This is a genomic window from Streptomyces sp. NPDC048361 (assembly GCF_040651795.1).
Classification (GTDB): Bacteria; Actinomycetota; Actinomycetes; order Streptomycetales; family Streptomycetaceae; genus Streptomyces.
The window spans coordinates 1-16,702 of the sequence record NZ_JBEZKW010000036.1 but is presented as its reverse complement, the minus strand read 5'-3'; the positions used below and the strand labels follow the sequence as shown (position 1 = coordinate 16,702).

The window sequence follows — 16,702 nt, the reverse complement described above, 5'->3', positions numbered from 1 at the left end:
GATGCGCCGGGGTCAGCTTCCGGCGCTCGCTGCGGGGAGGGTCAGCTCGAAGCGGCATCCCCCGGCGACGTTGCGTACTTCGGCGCGCCCCGAGTGGGCCTCCACTATGCCGCGCACGATCGCGAGGCCGAGGCCCGCGCCGCCGGGCGGGGTGCGTGCCGCGGTGCCGCGCCAGCCGGTGTCGAAGACCCTGGGCAGGTCGTCGTCGGGGATTCCGCCGCAGCCGTCGGTGACGGAGAGCGTGACCGCGCCGTCCCGGTCCCGGGCGCCGACGGCGACGGTGCCGTCGGCCGGGGTGTGCCGGATGGCGTTGACCAGCAGGTTGGCCAGGACACGGGTCATCTCCTTGCCGTCCACCTCGACCGGTACCGCGTCGACGCGCTCTCCGACCAGACGTACGCCGTGTTCGCGGGCGAGCGGGTCCGCACCCGCCAGGGCGTCGCCGATCAGATCGTGGACGGACATGCGGGCGGGGTTCAGTGCGAGCGCTCCCGCGTGGATCCGGGAGAGTTCGAAGAGATCGCCCACCATGGAGTTGAGGCGTTCGACCTCGGTTCTGATCTGACGGAAGTAGCGGTCCGGGTCCTTGGCCATGCCGTCTTCGAGGGCCTCGGCCATCGCACGGAGCCCGGCGAGCGGGGTGCGCAGGTCGTGGGAGATCCAGGCGACGAGTTCCCGGCGTGAGGTTTCCAGCGCCCGCTCCCGTTCGCGGGACTCGGTCAGCTTGGCGCTGGTCGCTGCCAACTCCCGGCTGAGCGCGGCCAGTTCGGCGGTCGTGGGGCCTACAGGGGCGTCGAAGCTGCCGCCGTCGCCGAAGGACCGGGTGGCGAGCGCGAGGCGGCGGCTGCTCGCGACGACCCGGCGACCGAGCAGGAGCGCGGTGGCCAGCGACGCCACGGCGGCCATGGCGACGACCACGGTCACCACCGTCAGGTCGTGAGAGTTGAGGAGCATGGCCCAGGCGACGGCGAGTGTGCCGGCCAGCATGGCGACGACCGCGACGGCGGCGACCACGGTCACCGATGCGGTGAGGGAGCGGTGTCGTAGCAAGCGGAGCGCCAGGGCCCCGCAGAGCCCTGCGGCTGCCGCGCCCAGGAAGGCGTACAGGGCGATGAGCAGGACGTCATTCACGGTCGACGCCCTCCTTGATCGCGCTCTCAGGCGTGCTGGCCCCAGCGCCAATTCCCGTATCGGCCCTGACACCGATCCCCAAATCGGCCCCCATTCCGATCCCTGAATCGGCCCCCGCGCCGACCTCGCTGCCGGTTCCCGTACCGATCCCCATGCCGGCCTCTGCGCCGACCCCGGTGCCGGTCCCCGCGCCGGACGCTGTGACAGCCCCCCTGCCGACCCCGCTGCCGGCCGCCTCGTCAGCCGGCGTGCCATCATCCGCGCCGCCACCCGCGAGAGTCGTCTCCGGTTCGGCTTCGAAGCGGTAGCCGACGCCCCACACCGTACGGATGAGAGCGGGCTTGGCGGGGTCGGTCTCGATTTTCCCGCGCAGGCGTCGCACATGGACGGTCACCGTGGAGAGGTCGCCGAACTCCCAGCCCCACACCTCACGCATCAGCCGCTCGCGCGAGATCGCTTCGCCGGGACGGGCGAGGAGGTAGGCGAGGAGGTCGAACTCCCGCAGCGTCAGGGCTAGTTCGCTTCCGTCTTTCGTTGCCGTGCGGGCGGCCGGGTCGAGCGCGATGCCGGAGCGGGACACGCGCGGACCCGGCCGGGAGGCGGCGGTGCGGGCCCTGCGCAGGACGGATTCGACACGCAGCACCAGTTCGCGCGGGCTGAAGGGCTTCGTCACGTAGTCGTCGGCACCTATTTCCAGGCCGAGGATGCGGTCGTCCTCGTCGCCGCGCGCCGTCAGCATGATCACGGGTACGGGGGCGTCGGCGCGCAGCCTGCGGCACACCTCCAGTCCGTCCATGCCGGGCAGCATCAGGTCGAGCACGACCAGGTCGGGGCGGCGGCGGGCGGCCGCGCGCAGGGCGGCGGGGCCGTCGACGGCGAGGTCCACGACGTGGCCCGCGCGCTCCAGGTAGCCGGTGACGACTTCCGCGACGGTCGGGTCGTCGTCGACGACCAGGATGCGGCTCTCGGTGCTGTGCATGGCATCCAGAGTCGCACCGCCGGGAGGGGTCCGTCTGCGCCAGGTGGGCCCCGGGTGGGGGATGTCCGCGTTTCGTAAGAACCCGATATCCGTTTTGCCCGGTTTGGCTTCGTACGGTGAGGGCGTGACTGAAACCTCTTCCGCATCCCCCTCCGCACCGTGTGCGGTGACCGTGGACGTCGTGCTGCCCTGCCTCGACGAAGCCGAGGCACTGCCTTGGGTACTGGCCCGGATCCCGGACGGCTGGCGGGCCGTCGTCGTCGACAACGGCTCGTCGGACGGTTCACCCGATGTTGCACGCGCTCTCGGCGCGACGGTGGTGCACGAGCCCCGCCGGGGCTTCGGCGCCGCCTGCCACGCCGGGCTGCTCGCCGCAGAGGCGGAGTTCGTCTGCTTCTGCGACTGTGACGCATCCCTGGATCCGGCCGACCTCGTCCGCTATGTGCGGGAGGTGGCGGACGGCACGGCCGACCTCGTGCTCGGCCGGCGCAGGCCGCAGAAGCTCGGGGCGTGGCCGCTGCACGCGCGTGCCGGGAATCTGGCGCTCGCCCGGATGCTGCGGCGCCGCACCGGGCTGCGTCTGCACGACCTCGGTCCGTTGCGGGCCGCGCGCCGCGAGGCGCTGCTCGAACTCGCTCTCACCGACCGTCGCAGCGGCTACCCCCTGCAGATGGTGGTGCGTGCTGCGGACGCCGGGTGGCGGGTGGCCGAGCACGATGTGGCCTACCGGCCGCGCGCCGGGAAGTCGAAGGTCACCGGGACGTGGCGGGGCACCTGGCAGGCGGTGCACGACATGCGTCAGGTGCTGGCCGAGCGCCCGGCGCCGGCGCCCGCGCGTACCGCGGCGGTCGCCCGATGACGGGCCGAGAGCGCTCTCAAACGTCGGGCACGACGCTGCTCGTCCTCGCGAAGGCGCCCGTCGCGGGCCGGGTCAAGACGCGGCTCACCCCGCCGTACACACCGCAGGAGGCGGCCCGGATCGCCGAGGCGTCGCTCGCCGACACCCTCGACGCGGTGCTCGCCACTCCCGTACGGCGAAGGGTCCTGGTACTCGACGGCGAGCCGGGGCCGTGGCTTCCGCCGGGCATCGAGGTGATCCCGCAGCGCGGCGGCGGGCTCGACGAGCGGATCGCGGCGGCGTTCGCCGCGTCCACCGGACCCGCGCTGCTGATCGGCATGGACACCCCGCAGGTCAGTCCGGCTCTGCTGGCGCCGGCGCTGGCCGGTCCGGGCCCCGGCGAGGCGTGGTTCGGGGCGGCCGAGGACGGCGGGTTCTGGGCACTGGGCCTGACCGACCCCGACCCGTCCCTGCTGCTGGGGGTACCGATGTCGGTGTCCGAGACCGGGCGCGTCCAGCGGCAACGGCTGCTTGACGCCGGGCTCGTCGTACATGAGCTGGCGCGACTGCGCGATGTGGACACCGCGCGGGACGCACGGCTCGTCGCCGCCGAAGCGCCGCACGGCCGCTTCGCCCGCTCCCTGTTGGTGGGAGCCGGAGTGCCGGGGGCCGCCCCGACGGTCGGGACGCAGGCGACGGGGCCGGTCGCCGTCGGCAGTCCGACGTCCGAGCCCGTGACCGTTGGGAGCGCGGCCACCGAGACGGTGGCGCCCGAGAGAGCGACCACCGACCCCGTGACCGCCCGCAGCTCAACCACCGAGCCTGAGACCGTCCGTAGCGCGACCGCCCAGGCGATCGCAGCCGAGAGCGCGACCACCGACTCCGTGACCGCCCGCAGCTCAACCACCGACCCCGCAACCGTCCGAAACGCGGCGGCCGAGGCGGTGACAGTGGGGACCTCGACGGCCAAGGGGGCGGCGGAGTCCTTGACCGGGCCTTCCGCGGAAGGGTCCGCGGCGGATAGGCGCTCAGTGGCCGAAGTCTCTTCCGCGGCAGGTGGGCACTCAGTAGCCGGGGGCCCCTCCGTGGAAGGGCCCCCGGCAGGTGGGTACTCGGTGGCCGGGGTGCGCGCATGGTGAGAGCGCTCTCGGCCACGGTCCCGGCGGCCTGGCATGCCGACCCCTATACGGATGCGGTCCGCTCGGGGCGTGGCCCGCTGTTCCTGCGCAGGCCCGACGGCTGGCTGCTCCCCCTGGAAGTCGAACGCTGGTGCGCGGAGCCGGACGTGGCGGACCGTACGGTGCTGCGCCGCTGCCGGGGTACGGTCCTCGACATCGGGTGCGGGCCGGGGCGGCTGGTGGCGGCGCTCGCTGCCGACGGGGTCGCCGCGCTCGGCGTCGACGTGAGCGCCGAAGCGGTCCGTCACACCCGGGACTGGGGCGGCAGCGCGCTGTGCCGTTCGGTCTTCGACCACCTGCCCGGCGAGGGACGCTGGGACACCGCGCTGCTCGTCGACGGGAATGTGGGGATCGGTGGCGACCCGTCCGCGCTGCTCGCCCGCGTCGCCCAACTCGTCGTGCCCGGCGGGCTGTTGCTCGCCGAGGCTGCCCCGTACGAGATCGACGAGCGGATGCGGGTCCGCGTCACCGACGCGCGCGGTGCTGCGGGTGGCGACTTCCCCTGGGCGCGGCTCGGTACGAACGCGTTGCTTTCCTGCGCCCTCCCGCTCGGGTGGCGCCCGGCCGGACGCTGGACCGCGGCCGGCCGGGCCTTCGTGGCGCTGCGTCTGGACTGATCCGGGCGCCTGTCCCGCCTCCGGCCAACAAAGGGCGGCCAGGGACGGCCAAGGGCGGCGGAGTACGGCAAAGGGCGGGGCCGGGGATCAACCCCGCCCCGCCTTTGGGCGTTCAGGTCAGCTCACGTTGACCGCGGTGTCGTCGATGACGAACGACGTGGCCAGGCTGCTGTCCTCCGTACCGTTGAACTTGAGGGTCACCGTCTGCCCCGCGAACGAGGAGAGGTCGAAGGACTTCTGCGCGAAGCCGGTGTTCTTGTTGAGGTTGGAGTAGCTCGCCAGGGTCGTCGAGCCGGCGGTCACCGTCAGCTTGTCGTAGGCGACGGTGGTGGTGGTCTCCTTGGTGTCGATGTGCAGGTAGTAGCTGAGGGTGGCGTGGCAGCCGGCCGGGATGGTCACCGTCTGGGAGAGCGAGTCGGTGTGGGTGGTGCCGTACCCGTTGAGCCAGGCCTTCCAGGAGCCGGAGTGGGCGGGCTCACCGCTGGAGTTGTCGACGACGCCGGCGGTCGCGGACCAGGGCGACGCGCTGCCGGTCTCGAAGCCCGGGTTGCCGAGCAGCTGGGCCGCGGTGCAGCCGCCACCGCCGGAGGTGGTGACGGTCCAGGTGAAGGACGTCGAGCCGCTGGCGTTGGTGGAGTCCTTGGCGGTGACCGTCACGTTGTAGCTGCCTGCGGTGGTCGGGGTGCCGGAGATGAGGCCGGTCGAGGCGTTGATGGACAGGCCCGCCGGGAGGCCGGTGGCGCTGTAGGTGAGGGTCTGGCCGCTGCCGGAGTCGGTGGCGTGGATCTGGAGTGAGGCGGCGGTGTTGACCTGCGTCGACTGGTTGCCCGGGTTGGTCACCGTCACGGTGTTGCCGGTGCTGGTGCCGCCGGTGAAGGCCGCGGTGCCGTTCGGGGTGCCGAGGCCGGTCGGCCCGTCGTAGCCGGCGGCCGCCGTGCACAGGTAGGCGGGGCTGCAGCTGCCGTTGGCACCGGAGGTCACGTCATTGAGGGAGGACGTGTGGGCGTACGGGTAGGACGCCGGGACGGTGTTCGCGGCCGGGGTTCCGGCGAGTGCGTACACACTGGCGATGATGGGCGAGGAGGCGCTGGTGCCGCCGTACACGTTCCAGCCGCTGGCCTGGTAGCTGTCGTAGACGGCGAGGCCGGTGTTGGGGTCGGCGACCGCGGAGACGTCGGCGACGGTGCGCTTGGCGCAGCCGGTGTCGTGCTGCCAGGACGGCTTCGGGTCGTACGCCGAGCAGCCCGAGCCCGCGCCTTCGCCGCCGGAGCTGGTGCCCCAGACCGACTCGGACCAGCCGCGGGTGTTGCTGGCGCGGCTCAGCGAGGTGCCGCCGACGGACGTCACGTACTGGGAGGCGGCCGGGTACTCGACGCCGTAGCCGCTGTCACCGGAGGAGACGGTGATGGCGACGCCGGGGTGGTTGAAGTAGGAGGAGTCCGAGCTGGGGTCGGTGGAGTCCTCGCTGCCGCCGTAGCTGTTGGAGACGTACTTGGCGCCCATGGTGACCGCGCGGTTCACGGCGGTGCCGAGGTCGTCCATGCTGGCGGAGTTGGCCTCGACGAGCAGGATGTGGCACTGCGGGCACACCGCGCTGACCATGTCGACGTCGAGCGAGATCTCACCGGCCCAACCCGAGTCCGCCGTCGGGTAGTTGGTGCCGCCGTTCTGGTCGGCCTTCTTGAAACACCCGTTCGCGGTGGTGCAGGCCGGCAGGCCGTACTGGGAACGGTAGGTGGCCAGGTCCGACTCCGCGCTCGGGTCGTCCTGCGCGTCGACGATCGCCACCGTCGTACCGGCGCCCGCGTTCGCCGGCAGCGCGTAGGCGCTCTGCAGATCGGATGGGCCGTAGCCGGAGGGCAGGGCGTTCGGGGATATGCCGAGGTGGTGCTGGACGTCGGTACGGGCCAGCGCGAGGCAGGACATCATGCCGGCCTTGGCGGGCTGGGCGCACAGCCGCTGGGTGTTGGCGGCCTGGGTGGCGGAGCTCGGGGCGCCCGAACTGTGGGTGCCCGAACCGTGTGAGGCGGACCCCTGTGTGCTGGAGCTCTGTGTGCTGGAGCTCTGTGTGCCCGCGGCCTGGGTGGCGGCGGCGACGGACGGGGCGACGGCGATGAGTCCGCCGGTGACCAGGGCCGCCGCTCCGAGCGCGGCAGTGGCGACGCGTCCGGTGAGTGCGGGGAGGCCGAAGGGTCTCTTCGATGACAAGGAACTGCCCTCCATGGGGGGTTGATTCGCCGGATCGAGGCAAACGGAGGTACTGGCCTGCCGTGGTGCGGCGGGGCGGATCCGGCGCGTTCGGCATGACGTGTGCCGGACGTTCGGCGGTGCGGATGCGTGCACGTGACGAGCGCGAGCCGAGTGCCGCGTGTCGAGCGCCGCGCAGCGAACGGCGCGGTGGGGATACGCGGTTGAGCAGCGCGGGGCGATAGGGGCGTGCTGATCGGAAATGGCTGATCAGAACGTGTACGCACATGATCAGCGGAAGCGGCGGTGCCTGATCAGTGCATGACAGTGGCGCTTCGTGAAAACTGCCACCCGCTCACGTGGTGGCAGGGACGAAGGTAGCGACGGCGGCCGGGGGCGACAACAGGCTGAGGCAAGCCCCAGGCAAAGCCTTTCCCTCGAATCCCTCGAAAGGGGATGGATCACCGATCACCCCGCCCGGTGGATTCCCAAAGGATCACAAGGCTGCTCAGAGCCGGGGGCGGGTGTATACGGTGGCGGGCATCGAGCCGAGGAGGACGTACATGGAGCTGGACGGGGACGCGCATGGAGCCGGATGAGGAGTCGGTCGGCTCCCTCGTCGAGCTGGGCCTTTCGCGGTACGAGGCACGGGTCTATCTCGCGCTCGTCAGGCGCGATTCCTACACCGCGGCGCAGGTGGCGCGGGAGGCGGAGGTGCCGCGCCAGCGCATCTACGACGTACTCGACAAGCTGGTCCGCGCCCAGCTGGCCATGGCCCACCGGGGGCGTGTCACGACCTTCACCGCGGTCGCGCCCGAGCTCGCCCTGACCCGCCTGATGAACCGGCAACGAGAGTCACTGGAACGGCTGGAGAAGGTGTCGACGAGCCTGACGTCACTCCTGTTGCCCCTGTGGACGGACGGGCGGGCCCACACCGATCCGCTCGACTACATCGAAGTGCTGCGTGACCCGCGGCAGATCGCGGAGCGTTTCGCGGACATCCAGGAGCAGGCCGACTCCGAACTGCTGAGCTTCTGCATGCCGCCGTTCGTCGCGCCGGCCGCCAACACCTCGGGAATCAAGGCGACTCGGCGTCTTCGGCGCGCCAAGGGCACGGTGCGTGCGGTGTACACGCACGACGCGCTCGAGGACGAGGAGGTCCTGGAGAACGTGCGGCGTTTCGCCGAGGCGGGCGAGGAGGCGCGTTTCGCGCAGCGGCTGCCGCTCAAACTGGTCATCGCCGACGCGTCGTTGGTGCTGTGCGACATGCCGGACCCCGTCGCGGGGACCGGTTCGACGACCGCCCTCTACATCGAGCACCCGGCACTCGCGGCCTGTCTGCGCCTGGCCTTCCAGAGCGTGTGGGAGGCGGCGGAACCGATGCGGACGGAAGCGGCGGAGCCGGTCGCAGGTTCGCAGCCGATCACGGCTGCGAAGCGGAATCCGGGCTGAGCCGAGGATGTCCCGCTCCGGAGCCCGCCTGCGCACACCGCGTGAGGAGCTGCCCGGTCTCAGCCCTCCGGAGCGCTCGGTTCGTGGCCGCCGTGCCCGCGCCGGATCCGGCGTGCCGCGGCGAGCAGCAGGGCGAGTACGGCCACCACCGCGAGGGAGATCAGCAGGCCCCGCGCGTAGTTCAGCGGCAACACCGACGGGTTGTTCGTGGGCAGGGGGCGCAGCAGCAGCGGGAGCGCGATCAGGATGAGGCACCCGCCGGTCATCAGGGTGCCGCGCAGCAGGCCGCGGTTGGCGAGGCCACCGGTCAGCAGCCCCACACCGACGACCAGGGGCCCGATGATGCCGTCGTGCAGGACGACGGCTCCGGCGAGCCAGATGAGTACGGACCAGTGGGTGGTCTGATCCCACACCAGTAGTCCGCCGACGGCCATCAGGGCGAGTCCGGCCGCACCGAGAACGGTGCGCATCACATCCCGCATCACATCACCTCCAGACGGGTGACCCACTTGGTCTGCAGGACGCCGGGGCGGTTGGGGGCGATGATGCGCGCGGGGTAGCCGTGGTCCGCGGTGAGGGTCTGGCCGTTGAGTTTCAGGGCGAGCAGGGTCAGCGGATCGTGGGCGTAGTCGCGGCCCATTTCCATCACCCGGTAGGCGCCGTACTGCTCCAGGGAGATCACCCGTACCCGGGCGTCCGGTGGGGCACCGGCCCGGCGCAGCAGGTCGGTCATGCGTACACCTGTCCAGTGGGCGGATTTGCTCCAGCCTTCGACGCAGGCGATGGGCAGCACGGACTCGTGCTGGGTGAGCGCGGACAGTTCGTCGAAGGTGAGGGTGTAGGGCCGGGGGCCGGAGACGGTCAGCCGGTAGGCGGCGATGTCGACACGGGTGGTTCCGGCCGCCCGGGCGGTCCGGTTGACGGGCAGCCCCTCGGCCCCGTAATCGGGATGGCGCGGTGCGAGGACGTCGAAGAACTTCAGCGGTGTGAACGCCTGGCCCACGGTGGTCAGGGTGACCGCGCCCACGGCGGCGGCCACGCCGGTCAGCAGGGAGCGCCGGTCGGGTCCGTCGGCGGCCGGAAGCGTCAGCGTTCCCGGTGATCGGCTGCTCCAATGCGCTTTGATTTCCGGGTACTTGACGGCGATGTGCAGCATGAGTGCCCCGGCGAGCAGCCAGGCGACGGCGAAGTGCACCGGAACGAACGAAAACGGCCACGGATACCACTGCACCGTGTTGAGAAGGCCGGTGAACAGTTCGAAGACCGCACCCGCGACGAGGACTGCGACCGAGAGCCGCTCCAGAGCGTGACGTACGGAACGCAGCGGCGGCCATCCGAACAGCTTCGGATAGACCGTCCACAACTTGGCGAACAGCAGCGGAATGGCGGCGATGCCGGAAGCCACATGCAGTCCCTGGCTGAGCCGGTACCCCCAGACCGGCCTGTTGGGCAGGACGTCGAGCAGCCAGCCGGGCTGGTGCTGGAGGTAGTGGCTGATCAGTCCGGTGCCGAAGCAGACGGCGATCGCGACACCCAGGCAGCGGCCGATCGCGGTCGCCGTACGCGCGTCGTGCAGCCTGCCCCGGAAGACGGGCGGCCGCACTGCGGGAAGTCGTGGCTTCATTGCTCCATCCCACCCCGGCCGACCCCCGTTCCGGGTGGTCCGACACCTTACGGTTCGCGAGCGCCACCGCTCGGGCTCTCCTTGGGCGCCCTCGGTGGATCGCCCCGGGGCCGCTCCCGTGAACCCGGGGCCGCCCCTGTGAACAACCCGTGGCCGCCCCTGTGAAAGGGAATGCGATGGCGCGATCAATACCGTGACAGGTGCGGCGGAACATGGTTAGGATCTTCGGGCAGCATCGCGTGTCGGTCACCGGCCGGGTGAGACATGGAGGTGTCTGTGATATGCCCGATGGAGGCATTCCACTGTGTCAGTACAGTTGAATCACACCATTGTCGGATCCCGGGACAACCGGGCGTCCGCCGAATTCCTGGCGAATATGCTCGGCCTGGAGGCCGGCAAGGAGTGGGGACCGTTCGTCCCCGTCGTGACCGGTAACGGAGTCACTCTCGACTTCGCGACCGTCCCCGAAGGCGTCGAGATCGCATCCCAGCATTACGCGTTTCTCGTCTCCGACGACGTGTTCGACGCGGCATTCCAGCGCATCACGGAATTGAAGCTTCCGTTCTTCGCGGATCCGCATCGCAAGCACCCGAACGAAATCAATCACAATGATGGCGGCCGCGGGGTTTATTTCCCCGATCCGTCGGGACACTGGCTGGAACTGCTGACCGTCCCGTACGGCGGCTGGCAGTAACACGCACGGTTGGCGCCCGTCGGCGCGCGTCTGGCGCCGGTCGGCGAGGGCCTGGCGCGGGTCGCTTCCGCACATCCGGGTGAACCTTACGGTTCGCGGACGGCGGGGGTGGCCTGCGCCGCTTCGGGGCCCGGAGCTGCGAGGCTCGCGGGGTGACCCATCGACGTACCGTATGCACCGCCGTCCTGCTCGCCGCGCTCACCACCGTGCTCGCCTTCACCATCCGCAAGGACGGCTTCCGGCTCGACCCGTCCGGCCTTTCGTGGTGGTACGCGGCGGCCTGGGCACTGTTCGCCGTCGCCGCCTGGTCGGTGCGCAAGGTGCCGGCGCGCCACCGTGCGGCTCTGATCGTCGCGGGCGGGATCGCCGTCGCCTCGACCGGCCTGCTCGCTCCCCCGCGCACCAGCACCGACGCCTACCGGTACGCCTGGGACGGCCGGGTGCAGGCCGCCGGGATCTCCCCGTACGACTACACGCCGGCCGACCCGCAGCTGGCCCGGCTGCGTGATCCCTGGCTCTTCCCGACGTCCGCCGCGCAGTGCGCCGGGCCCGAGCGCGCCCGGGTCGACGGCGGCTGCACCCGGCTCAACAGGCCGGCGGTGCACACGATCTACCCGCCGGTCGCGGAGGCGTACTACCTCGTGGTGGACGAGATCTCACCCGGCGGGGCCCGCCTCAAACCGCTGCAGATCGGCGGCGCGCTCTTCGCGGTCGCCACCACCCTCGTGCTCGTACGCGTCCTGCGCAGACGCGGCCCGGACGGCGCGCCGGGCCAGGTGTCGGGCGCCGCCTTCTGGGCGTGGTGTCCGGCCGTGCCCGTGGAAGCGGTCAACAACGCCCATGTCGACGTCCTGGCCGTGCTGTTGGCCGTCGCGGGACTGGCCGCGCTGACGGCCGGCCGCGACCGTACCGTCGGACGGCTGCGCGCCGCGGCGGGCGGGGTGCTCATCGGCGCGGGTGTCGCGGTCAAGATGCTGCCCGCGATGGTGCTGCCCGCGGTGCTGCGTCGGCGGCCGGTCACCGTACTGCTGTCGACCACCGCGCTGATCGCGCTCTCCTACCTCCCCTACGTCCTCGTGTCGCACTCCTCCGTCTTCGGCTACCTCGGCGGTTACACCGAGGAGGAGGGGTACGACGACCCGACCGGGCAGGGCCGCTTCGCGCTGCTCCGGATGGTGCTGCCCGACAGCTGGGGTCTGCCGGCCGCCCTCGTCGGACTGGTCGCGGTGACGGGGTACGTGCTGTGGCGCGGCTATGCCGAACGCCCGTGGTCGGGCGCCCTGTTGCTGTTCGGCTGGGCCTTCCTGCTCCTCACCCCCGGATACTCCTGGTACGCCCTGCTCGTGGTCGCCCTCGTGGCGCTGGACGGACGGTGGGAGTGGCTCACCATCGCCATGGCGGGAGCCTGCACCTATGTGGTGGCCAAGGCGCTGGGAGACTTTCCGATGGCGAGGGTCGCCTACTCGGTCGCCGCGTGCGCGGTCCTGGTGGGCTGGGCGATCCGGCGCCACCTCGCCGGACGCCAGGAGCGGCACGCGGGCACTCCTGAGCTCGTGTCACAGAGCAGTCTCACCGCCTGAGTCACTGTCTCAGTTACTGTCTGACCCATGACAACTGTCGTCCCGGAAACGAAAGTAGGGCGACTGCTGCGTGGGTGGCGTGAGCAACGCCGGCTCAGCCAGCTGGAGCTCGCGCTGCGTGCCGATTCCTCGGCCCGGCACATCAGCTTCATCGAGACCGGCAGGTCGCGCCCCAGCGAAGAGATGGTGTTGCGCCTCGCCGAGCACCTGGACGTACCGGTCCGCGAGCGCAACGCGCTGCTCCTGGCGGCCGGTTACGCCCCTCATTACGCGCAGACCCCGCTGGACGACCCGGGGATGACCTCCCTGCGCGCGGGAATGGAGCGCCTGCTCCAGGCGTACGAGCCCTATCCGGCGCTGATGGTGGACGCGACGTACACGGTGCTCGCCGCGAACCGGGGCATCGCGATGCTCCTCGACGGGGTGGCCGGGCATCTGCTGACCCCGCCGGTCAACGCGATGCGGCTGACCCTCCACCCCGAAGGCCTCGCGCCACGCATCCGCAACCTGCCGCAGTGGCGCGGCCACCTCCTGGAGCAGATGGAGCGTCAGATCGCACTGTTGCGCAGCGACGCCTTGCGCACGCTGTACGAGGAGGTCGTCGCGTATCCCGTACCGGCCCGGGGAGAGGAGCCGGGCGACGAGGATGCCCAGCAGGCGTTCCCCTTCGCGCTGCCGCTGCGCATCGAGCACGCGGGCACGGTCCTGTCGCTCATCTCGACCATCGCCACGTTCAACACGCCGATGGACGTCACCGTCTCCGAGCTGGCCATCGAGACGTTCCTGCCGGCCGATCCGGAGACGGCGAAGTACCTTCAGTCGCTCACGCCGTAGGGGGTACGCGGTCCAGGAACCCCGCGACGGACCGGATGCGGCCGTCCTCGGCGAGGGTGATCACATCGAACCCGGCGACCGGGGCCGAGCCGTCGGCCACCGACACCAGCTCCCATCCGAAGCGCGCGATGTGGTGGTTGCCGTCGACCGGGCCGAGCGCCCGGAACGCGAACCCCGGGAACTGTGCGTGCGCCCCGGCGATCACGGCGGCGACCGCGTCGTGCCCTTCGACGTCGGCGAGGGGATCGGTGTAGGACCCGTCCTCGCTCCACGCCGCGGCGACGGCCTTGGCTATATCCTCGGCCGAGCCGGCGTTCCACGCCTCGAAGTAGCGGGCGACGGCGGTCTCGTAACGGTTCTCCGACATGGAAATCAGCCTCCGTGAGGTACGTCCTGAAGTACGGCCTTGACTTCGGCCCTTGGTGCGGCCTGTGGTCCAACCCGTGGTGCGGCCCGCCTGTTCAGCGAGCCGGGACCCGACCGGAGTGCGCCGCCCGGGTCCCGATGGCCACCACTGTGCCGGGGCGGGGAGGGCGGGTCGATTACCGCGGAGGTAATGCGAGAGCGCTCTCAGGCCTGGTGGCGGCGACGTGGACGTCGGTGGCGGTGGCGGTGGCGACGTGGGCGTCGGTGACGGTGGCGGTGGCGACGTGGGCGTCGGGCGCGGGCGCGGCGCGGGAAAGGTGGGGCTGTGCACAGCGCGGCGCCGGGTGATCACGTGGACGGCGACGGCCAATTGGGCCGCCGCTCCGACGGCCACCGTCAGGGCTACCGCTCAGACGGCCGAGGTGACGGCCGAGGTGACGGCCTGGGTGACGGCTGGGGTGACGGCTGGGGTGAGGGCCAGGACGGGAAGGTCTGGTACGCCTCGTATGGGTCCAACATGCATCTCGACCGGCTCGCCCGCTACATCGAAGGTGGCCGGCCGCCTGGCGCGGCCAGGAGTTACCCGGGGTGCCGCGACCGTCGGCCTCCCGTCGCATCCGTGCCGGTGGAGCTGCCCGGAGCGCTCTATTTCGCCACCCGGTCCCCGGTGTGGCGCGGTGGCCGGGCGTTCTACGATCCGGGGGCGGCGGGCCGGGTGCTGGCTCGGGCGCATCTTGTCTCGGCGGGGCAGTTCGCCGACATCGCGGCGCAGGAGATGTACCGCGAGCCCGGAGAGGACCTGGACCTCGGCGAGGTACTGCGTGAGGGGAGGTCCGTTCTGGGCGCGGGCCGGTACGAGACTCTGCTCCATCCCGGGTCGCTCGACGGCCGGCCGCTGCTCACCTTCACCGCGCCCTGGCGCATGGATGACGTCGCCCCGACCGCGCCGTCGGCCGCCTATCTCCGTCACCTCGCACAGGGGCTGCTGGAATCGGGCGCTTGGGACGAGGCCACGGTGACCGCCTACTTGGCGGCATGCCCCGGCGCAGCGGGGCTATGGACCGAACGGGCCGTCGCCGAGCTGCTGCACGACCGCGTCGGTCCCACCAACAACGCGTCTTCGTAAGCCACTTGAGCCCCTTGTTCAGCACGGGCCCGCTCTCGTCCTGTCGCGCCGCCCTCCGTACGCTGAAGCCAAAGCGGCGGTCACGGAGCCGGCAACGGTTTTCAGGAGGACATCGATGACGGAGACTCTGCGGGTCGAGGCGACCTCCACGGCGGCCGGCCTCGTGCTGCGGCCCTGGCGCGCGGACGACGCGGAGGGAGTGCTCGAAGCCTACGGCGACTCCGGCATTGCCCGGTGGACGAACCCGCCGATCGCAACGCGCGAGGACGCGCTGCGGTGGATCGACCTGCAGCGGCAGGGGCAGGACAGCGGGGTTCGCCTCGCCTTCGCCGTGGTCGAAGACCAACCAGGCCTCGAAGGCGGCAAGTTGCTGGGCAACATCGTCGTCAAGTGGGAGAAGTATCCGGGCGGGGGTGGCGGCGGAGTGGACTCGGCCCGAGGAGTGGACTCAGTCGGCGAAGTCGGCTCCGCCGGCGAAGTCGGCTACTGGACGCTGCCTCACGCTCGCGGCCGAGGCGTGGCCCCACGCAGTCTGGAAGCGCTCTCAACGTGGGTATTCGACACGTTCGCCGCGCAGGGGCTGCGGCGTCTCGAACTGATCCACCAGGTGGACAACCTCGCCTCGTGCCGCGTCGCGGAGAAGTGCGGCTACCGCCTCGACAGGATCCTCCCCGCGACCCCGCCCTATCCGAGGGACGGTCACCTTCATGTGCGCGAGGCTGGGAACTGAAGCACTGAAGCGTTCCTCCACCCGCGCACGGGCGTTCCCCCGTACGGCCCCGGGTGAAGGCGGAGGGCGGGCGCTGGGTGCCAAGATCTTCGCGAGGGGTGGGGTCCGGTTCGGAATTCTTGGAGTCCCATGCCCGGCAGATCACGCTCTCGTACCCTCTGCTGCCTCGCGGTGCTGGCCGCCGTTCTCTCGCTCGCCTGTACTCTCCCCCGCTCCTTTTCGGTGCCCGGCCAGCCCTATCCGGGCCCCTACTGGGTGAACCCGGTGGGGCACGCCGCCAGCCAGGCCGCCGAGTGGCGCCGGGCCGGGCGGACCACGGACGCCGAGCTGGTGGAACGGATCTCGCTGCGGCCGCAGGCGGACTGGCCCCGGCCCGACGGGATCGAGCAGACGGTACGTGAACTCACCACCGCCGCCGACCTCGCCGGACGGGTCCCGGTTCTCGTCGCGTACAACATTCCGCACCGGGACTGCGGCGGCCTCTCGCAGGGCGGGGCGGACGACGCGGACGACTACCGACTGTGGATCGACGCGTTCGCACGCGGCATCGGCGAGCGCCGCGCCGTCGTGATCGTCGAGCCGGACGCGATCGCGCACCTGGTGAGCGGTTGCAAGGCGGCGCCGTCGGCCGAGCGGCTCTCGCTTCTCGCTTACGCCGTAGGGCAGTTGAAGCGTGGCTCCGCGACGAAGGCGTACCTGGACGCGGGCCACTCCGGGTGGATCACCGACCAGAAGCAACTGGAGAGCCCCCTGCGCGAGGCCGGAATCGACAAGGCCGACGGGTTCTCGCTCAATGTCTCAGCGTTCCAGACGAACACGTCCAGCGCGCAGTACGGTCACCGGCTCTCCGCCGCGCTCGGCGGCAAGCACTTCGTCGTCGACACCAGCCGCAACGGCAACGGCCCGTACACGGACACCGCCTCCGGCAACGACACCTGGTGCAACCCACCGGGCCGTGCGCTGGGGACCCCGCCCACGGAGGTCACCGGTGATCCGTTGATCGACTCCTACCTGTGGATCAAGCGCCCCGGCGAGTCGGACGGAGCCTGCCGCGGCGGCCCGTCGGCAGGACGCTGGTGGCCGGAGTACGCGCTTGAGCTGGCTCGGGCAGCGCGTTCCTGAGGGAGGCGGGGTGGGGGCCGACGGGTGGGGCGAGGTGGGTGAGAGCGCTCTCACTCACCTCTCCCGCGCCGGTCCCGACCCTGGGCGTGGTGGGGTGAGAGCGCTCTCACACGCCTCTCCCGCACCGGATCCGACCCGGGGTGTGGTGGGGTGGGGCGGGGCTAGACCCCCCCCACCCGCGCCCACCCCGCCCCCGGGGGCGGGCGGGCGCGCTGGTCGGGGTGTCACGCCGCCCACGGGGGCG

At 71.4% G+C, this 16,702-nt stretch carries 15 protein-coding genes and 1 pseudogene; 10 read left to right on the top strand and 6 right to left on the bottom strand.

Annotation, left to right across the window (positions count from 1 at the left end; translation table 11 throughout):
• Window positions 1-12: 12 nt before the first annotated feature.
• Together AB0D31_RS21110 and AB0D31_RS21105 are read right to left on the bottom strand one after the other, a co-directional pair.
• The gene (locus AB0D31_RS21110) at window positions 13-1,131 is read right to left on the bottom strand and encodes a HAMP domain-containing sensor histidine kinase (RefSeq protein ID WP_362725186.1); all 1,119 of its coding nucleotides are present in this window, start codon (window positions 1,129-1,131) and stop codon (window positions 13-15) included.
• Complete coding sequence (locus tag AB0D31_RS21105; protein WP_362725184.1) at window positions 1,124-2,110, bottom strand: response regulator transcription factor; 987 nt, start codon at window positions 2,108-2,110, stop codon at window positions 1,124-1,126. Before AB0D31_RS21105 ends, AB0D31_RS21110 begins: the two co-directional genes overlap by 8 nt.
• Window positions 2,111-2,234: 124 nt before the next feature.
• Here AB0D31_RS21105 and AB0D31_RS21100 point away from each other — a divergent pair, with 124 nt between their 5' ends.
• The 3 genes and pseudogenes from AB0D31_RS21100 (at window position 2,235) to AB0D31_RS21090 (ending at window position 4,743) form a co-directional block, all read left to right on the top strand.
• Window positions 2,235-2,969 carry a glycosyltransferase family 2 protein gene (locus tag AB0D31_RS21100; protein ID WP_362725181.1) on the top strand — a complete coding sequence of 245 codons (735 nt, stop codon included), beginning with the start codon at window positions 2,235-2,237 and terminating at the stop codon, window positions 2,967-2,969.
• Window positions 2,966-3,607: pseudogene (locus tag AB0D31_RS21095) on the top strand (TIGR04282 family arsenosugar biosynthesis glycosyltransferase); the annotation flags it as partial. The gene AB0D31_RS21100 and the pseudogene AB0D31_RS21095, both read left to right, overlap by 4 nt.
• A gap of 473 nt (window positions 3,608-4,080) precedes the next feature.
• Entirely contained in the window at window positions 4,081-4,743 is a 663-nt protein-coding gene (locus AB0D31_RS21090) for a class I SAM-dependent methyltransferase (RefSeq protein ID WP_362725178.1), read from the top strand.
• A gap of 117 nt (window positions 4,744-4,860) precedes the next feature.
• Here the strand turns inward: AB0D31_RS21090 and AB0D31_RS21085 are convergent, their stop codons facing one another.
• Window positions 4,861-6,951: a putative Ig domain-containing protein gene (locus AB0D31_RS21085; RefSeq protein ID WP_362725175.1), complete on the bottom strand. Its 2,091-nt coding sequence runs from the start codon at window positions 6,949-6,951 to the stop codon at window positions 4,861-4,863.
• 564 nt (window positions 6,952-7,515) lie between these two features.
• Between AB0D31_RS21085 and AB0D31_RS21080 the strand changes: the two genes are divergently transcribed.
• Complete coding sequence (locus tag AB0D31_RS21080; RefSeq protein WP_362725172.1) at window positions 7,516-8,382, top strand: helix-turn-helix domain-containing protein; 867 nt, start codon at window positions 7,516-7,518, stop codon at window positions 8,380-8,382.
• Between the two features lie 59 nt (window positions 8,383-8,441).
• Here AB0D31_RS21080 and AB0D31_RS21075 read toward each other — a convergent pair whose 3' ends face one another.
• A complete protein-coding gene (locus tag AB0D31_RS21075; RefSeq protein ID WP_362725169.1) occupies window positions 8,442-8,864 on the bottom strand; it encodes a hypothetical protein in 423 nt (140 codons plus the stop codon).
• Window positions 8,864-10,006 carry a molybdopterin-dependent oxidoreductase gene (locus tag AB0D31_RS21070; RefSeq protein ID WP_362725167.1) on the bottom strand — a complete coding sequence of 381 codons (1,143 nt, stop codon included), beginning with the start codon at window positions 10,004-10,006 and terminating at the stop codon, window positions 8,864-8,866. The genes AB0D31_RS21075 and AB0D31_RS21070 overlap by 1 nt, the downstream gene beginning before the upstream one ends.
• Window positions 10,007-10,310: 304 nt before the next feature.
• On the opposite strand from AB0D31_RS21070, the gene AB0D31_RS21065 reads away from it, so the two are divergent.
• The 3 genes from AB0D31_RS21065 (at window position 10,311) to AB0D31_RS21055 (ending at window position 13,114) form a co-directional block, all read left to right on the top strand.
• Window positions 10,311-10,700: a VOC family protein gene (locus AB0D31_RS21065; protein ID WP_362725165.1), complete on the top strand. Its 390-nt coding sequence runs from the start codon at window positions 10,311-10,313 to the stop codon at window positions 10,698-10,700.
• 152 nt (window positions 10,701-10,852) lie between these two features.
• Entirely contained in the window at window positions 10,853-12,280 is a 1,428-nt protein-coding gene (locus AB0D31_RS21060; protein ID WP_362725162.1) for a glycosyltransferase family 87 protein, read from the top strand.
• Window positions 12,281-12,307: 27 nt separating this feature from the next.
• A complete protein-coding gene (locus tag AB0D31_RS21055) occupies window positions 12,308-13,114 on the top strand; it encodes a helix-turn-helix transcriptional regulator (RefSeq protein WP_362725160.1) in 807 nt (268 codons plus the stop codon).
• Here the strand turns inward: AB0D31_RS21055 and AB0D31_RS21050 are convergent.
• Complete coding sequence (locus AB0D31_RS21050; protein ID WP_362725333.1) at window positions 13,104-13,487, bottom strand: nuclear transport factor 2 family protein; 384 nt, start codon at window positions 13,485-13,487, stop codon at window positions 13,104-13,106. The genes AB0D31_RS21055 and AB0D31_RS21050 overlap by 11 nt on opposite strands.
• Window positions 13,488-13,997: 510 nt before the next feature.
• Between AB0D31_RS21050 and AB0D31_RS21045 the strand changes: the two genes are divergently transcribed.
• The 3 genes from AB0D31_RS21045 to AB0D31_RS21035 all read left to right on the top strand — a co-directional run bounded on the left by AB0D31_RS21045 (window position 13,998) and on the right by AB0D31_RS21035 (window position 16,458).
• Window positions 13,998-14,606: a histone deacetylase gene (locus tag AB0D31_RS21045; RefSeq protein ID WP_362725330.1), complete on the top strand. Its 609-nt coding sequence runs from the start codon at window positions 13,998-14,000 to the stop codon at window positions 14,604-14,606.
• Window positions 14,607-14,721: 115 nt separating this feature from the next.
• Complete coding sequence (locus AB0D31_RS21040) at window positions 14,722-15,336, top strand: GNAT family N-acetyltransferase (RefSeq protein ID WP_362725157.1); 615 nt, start codon at window positions 14,722-14,724, stop codon at window positions 15,334-15,336.
• 171 nt (window positions 15,337-15,507) lie between these two features.
• Window positions 15,508-16,458 carry a glycoside hydrolase family 6 protein gene (locus AB0D31_RS21035; protein WP_362725154.1) on the top strand — a complete coding sequence of 317 codons (951 nt, stop codon included), beginning with the start codon at window positions 15,508-15,510 and terminating at the stop codon, window positions 16,456-16,458.
• Window positions 16,459-16,702: the final 244 nt, after the last annotated feature.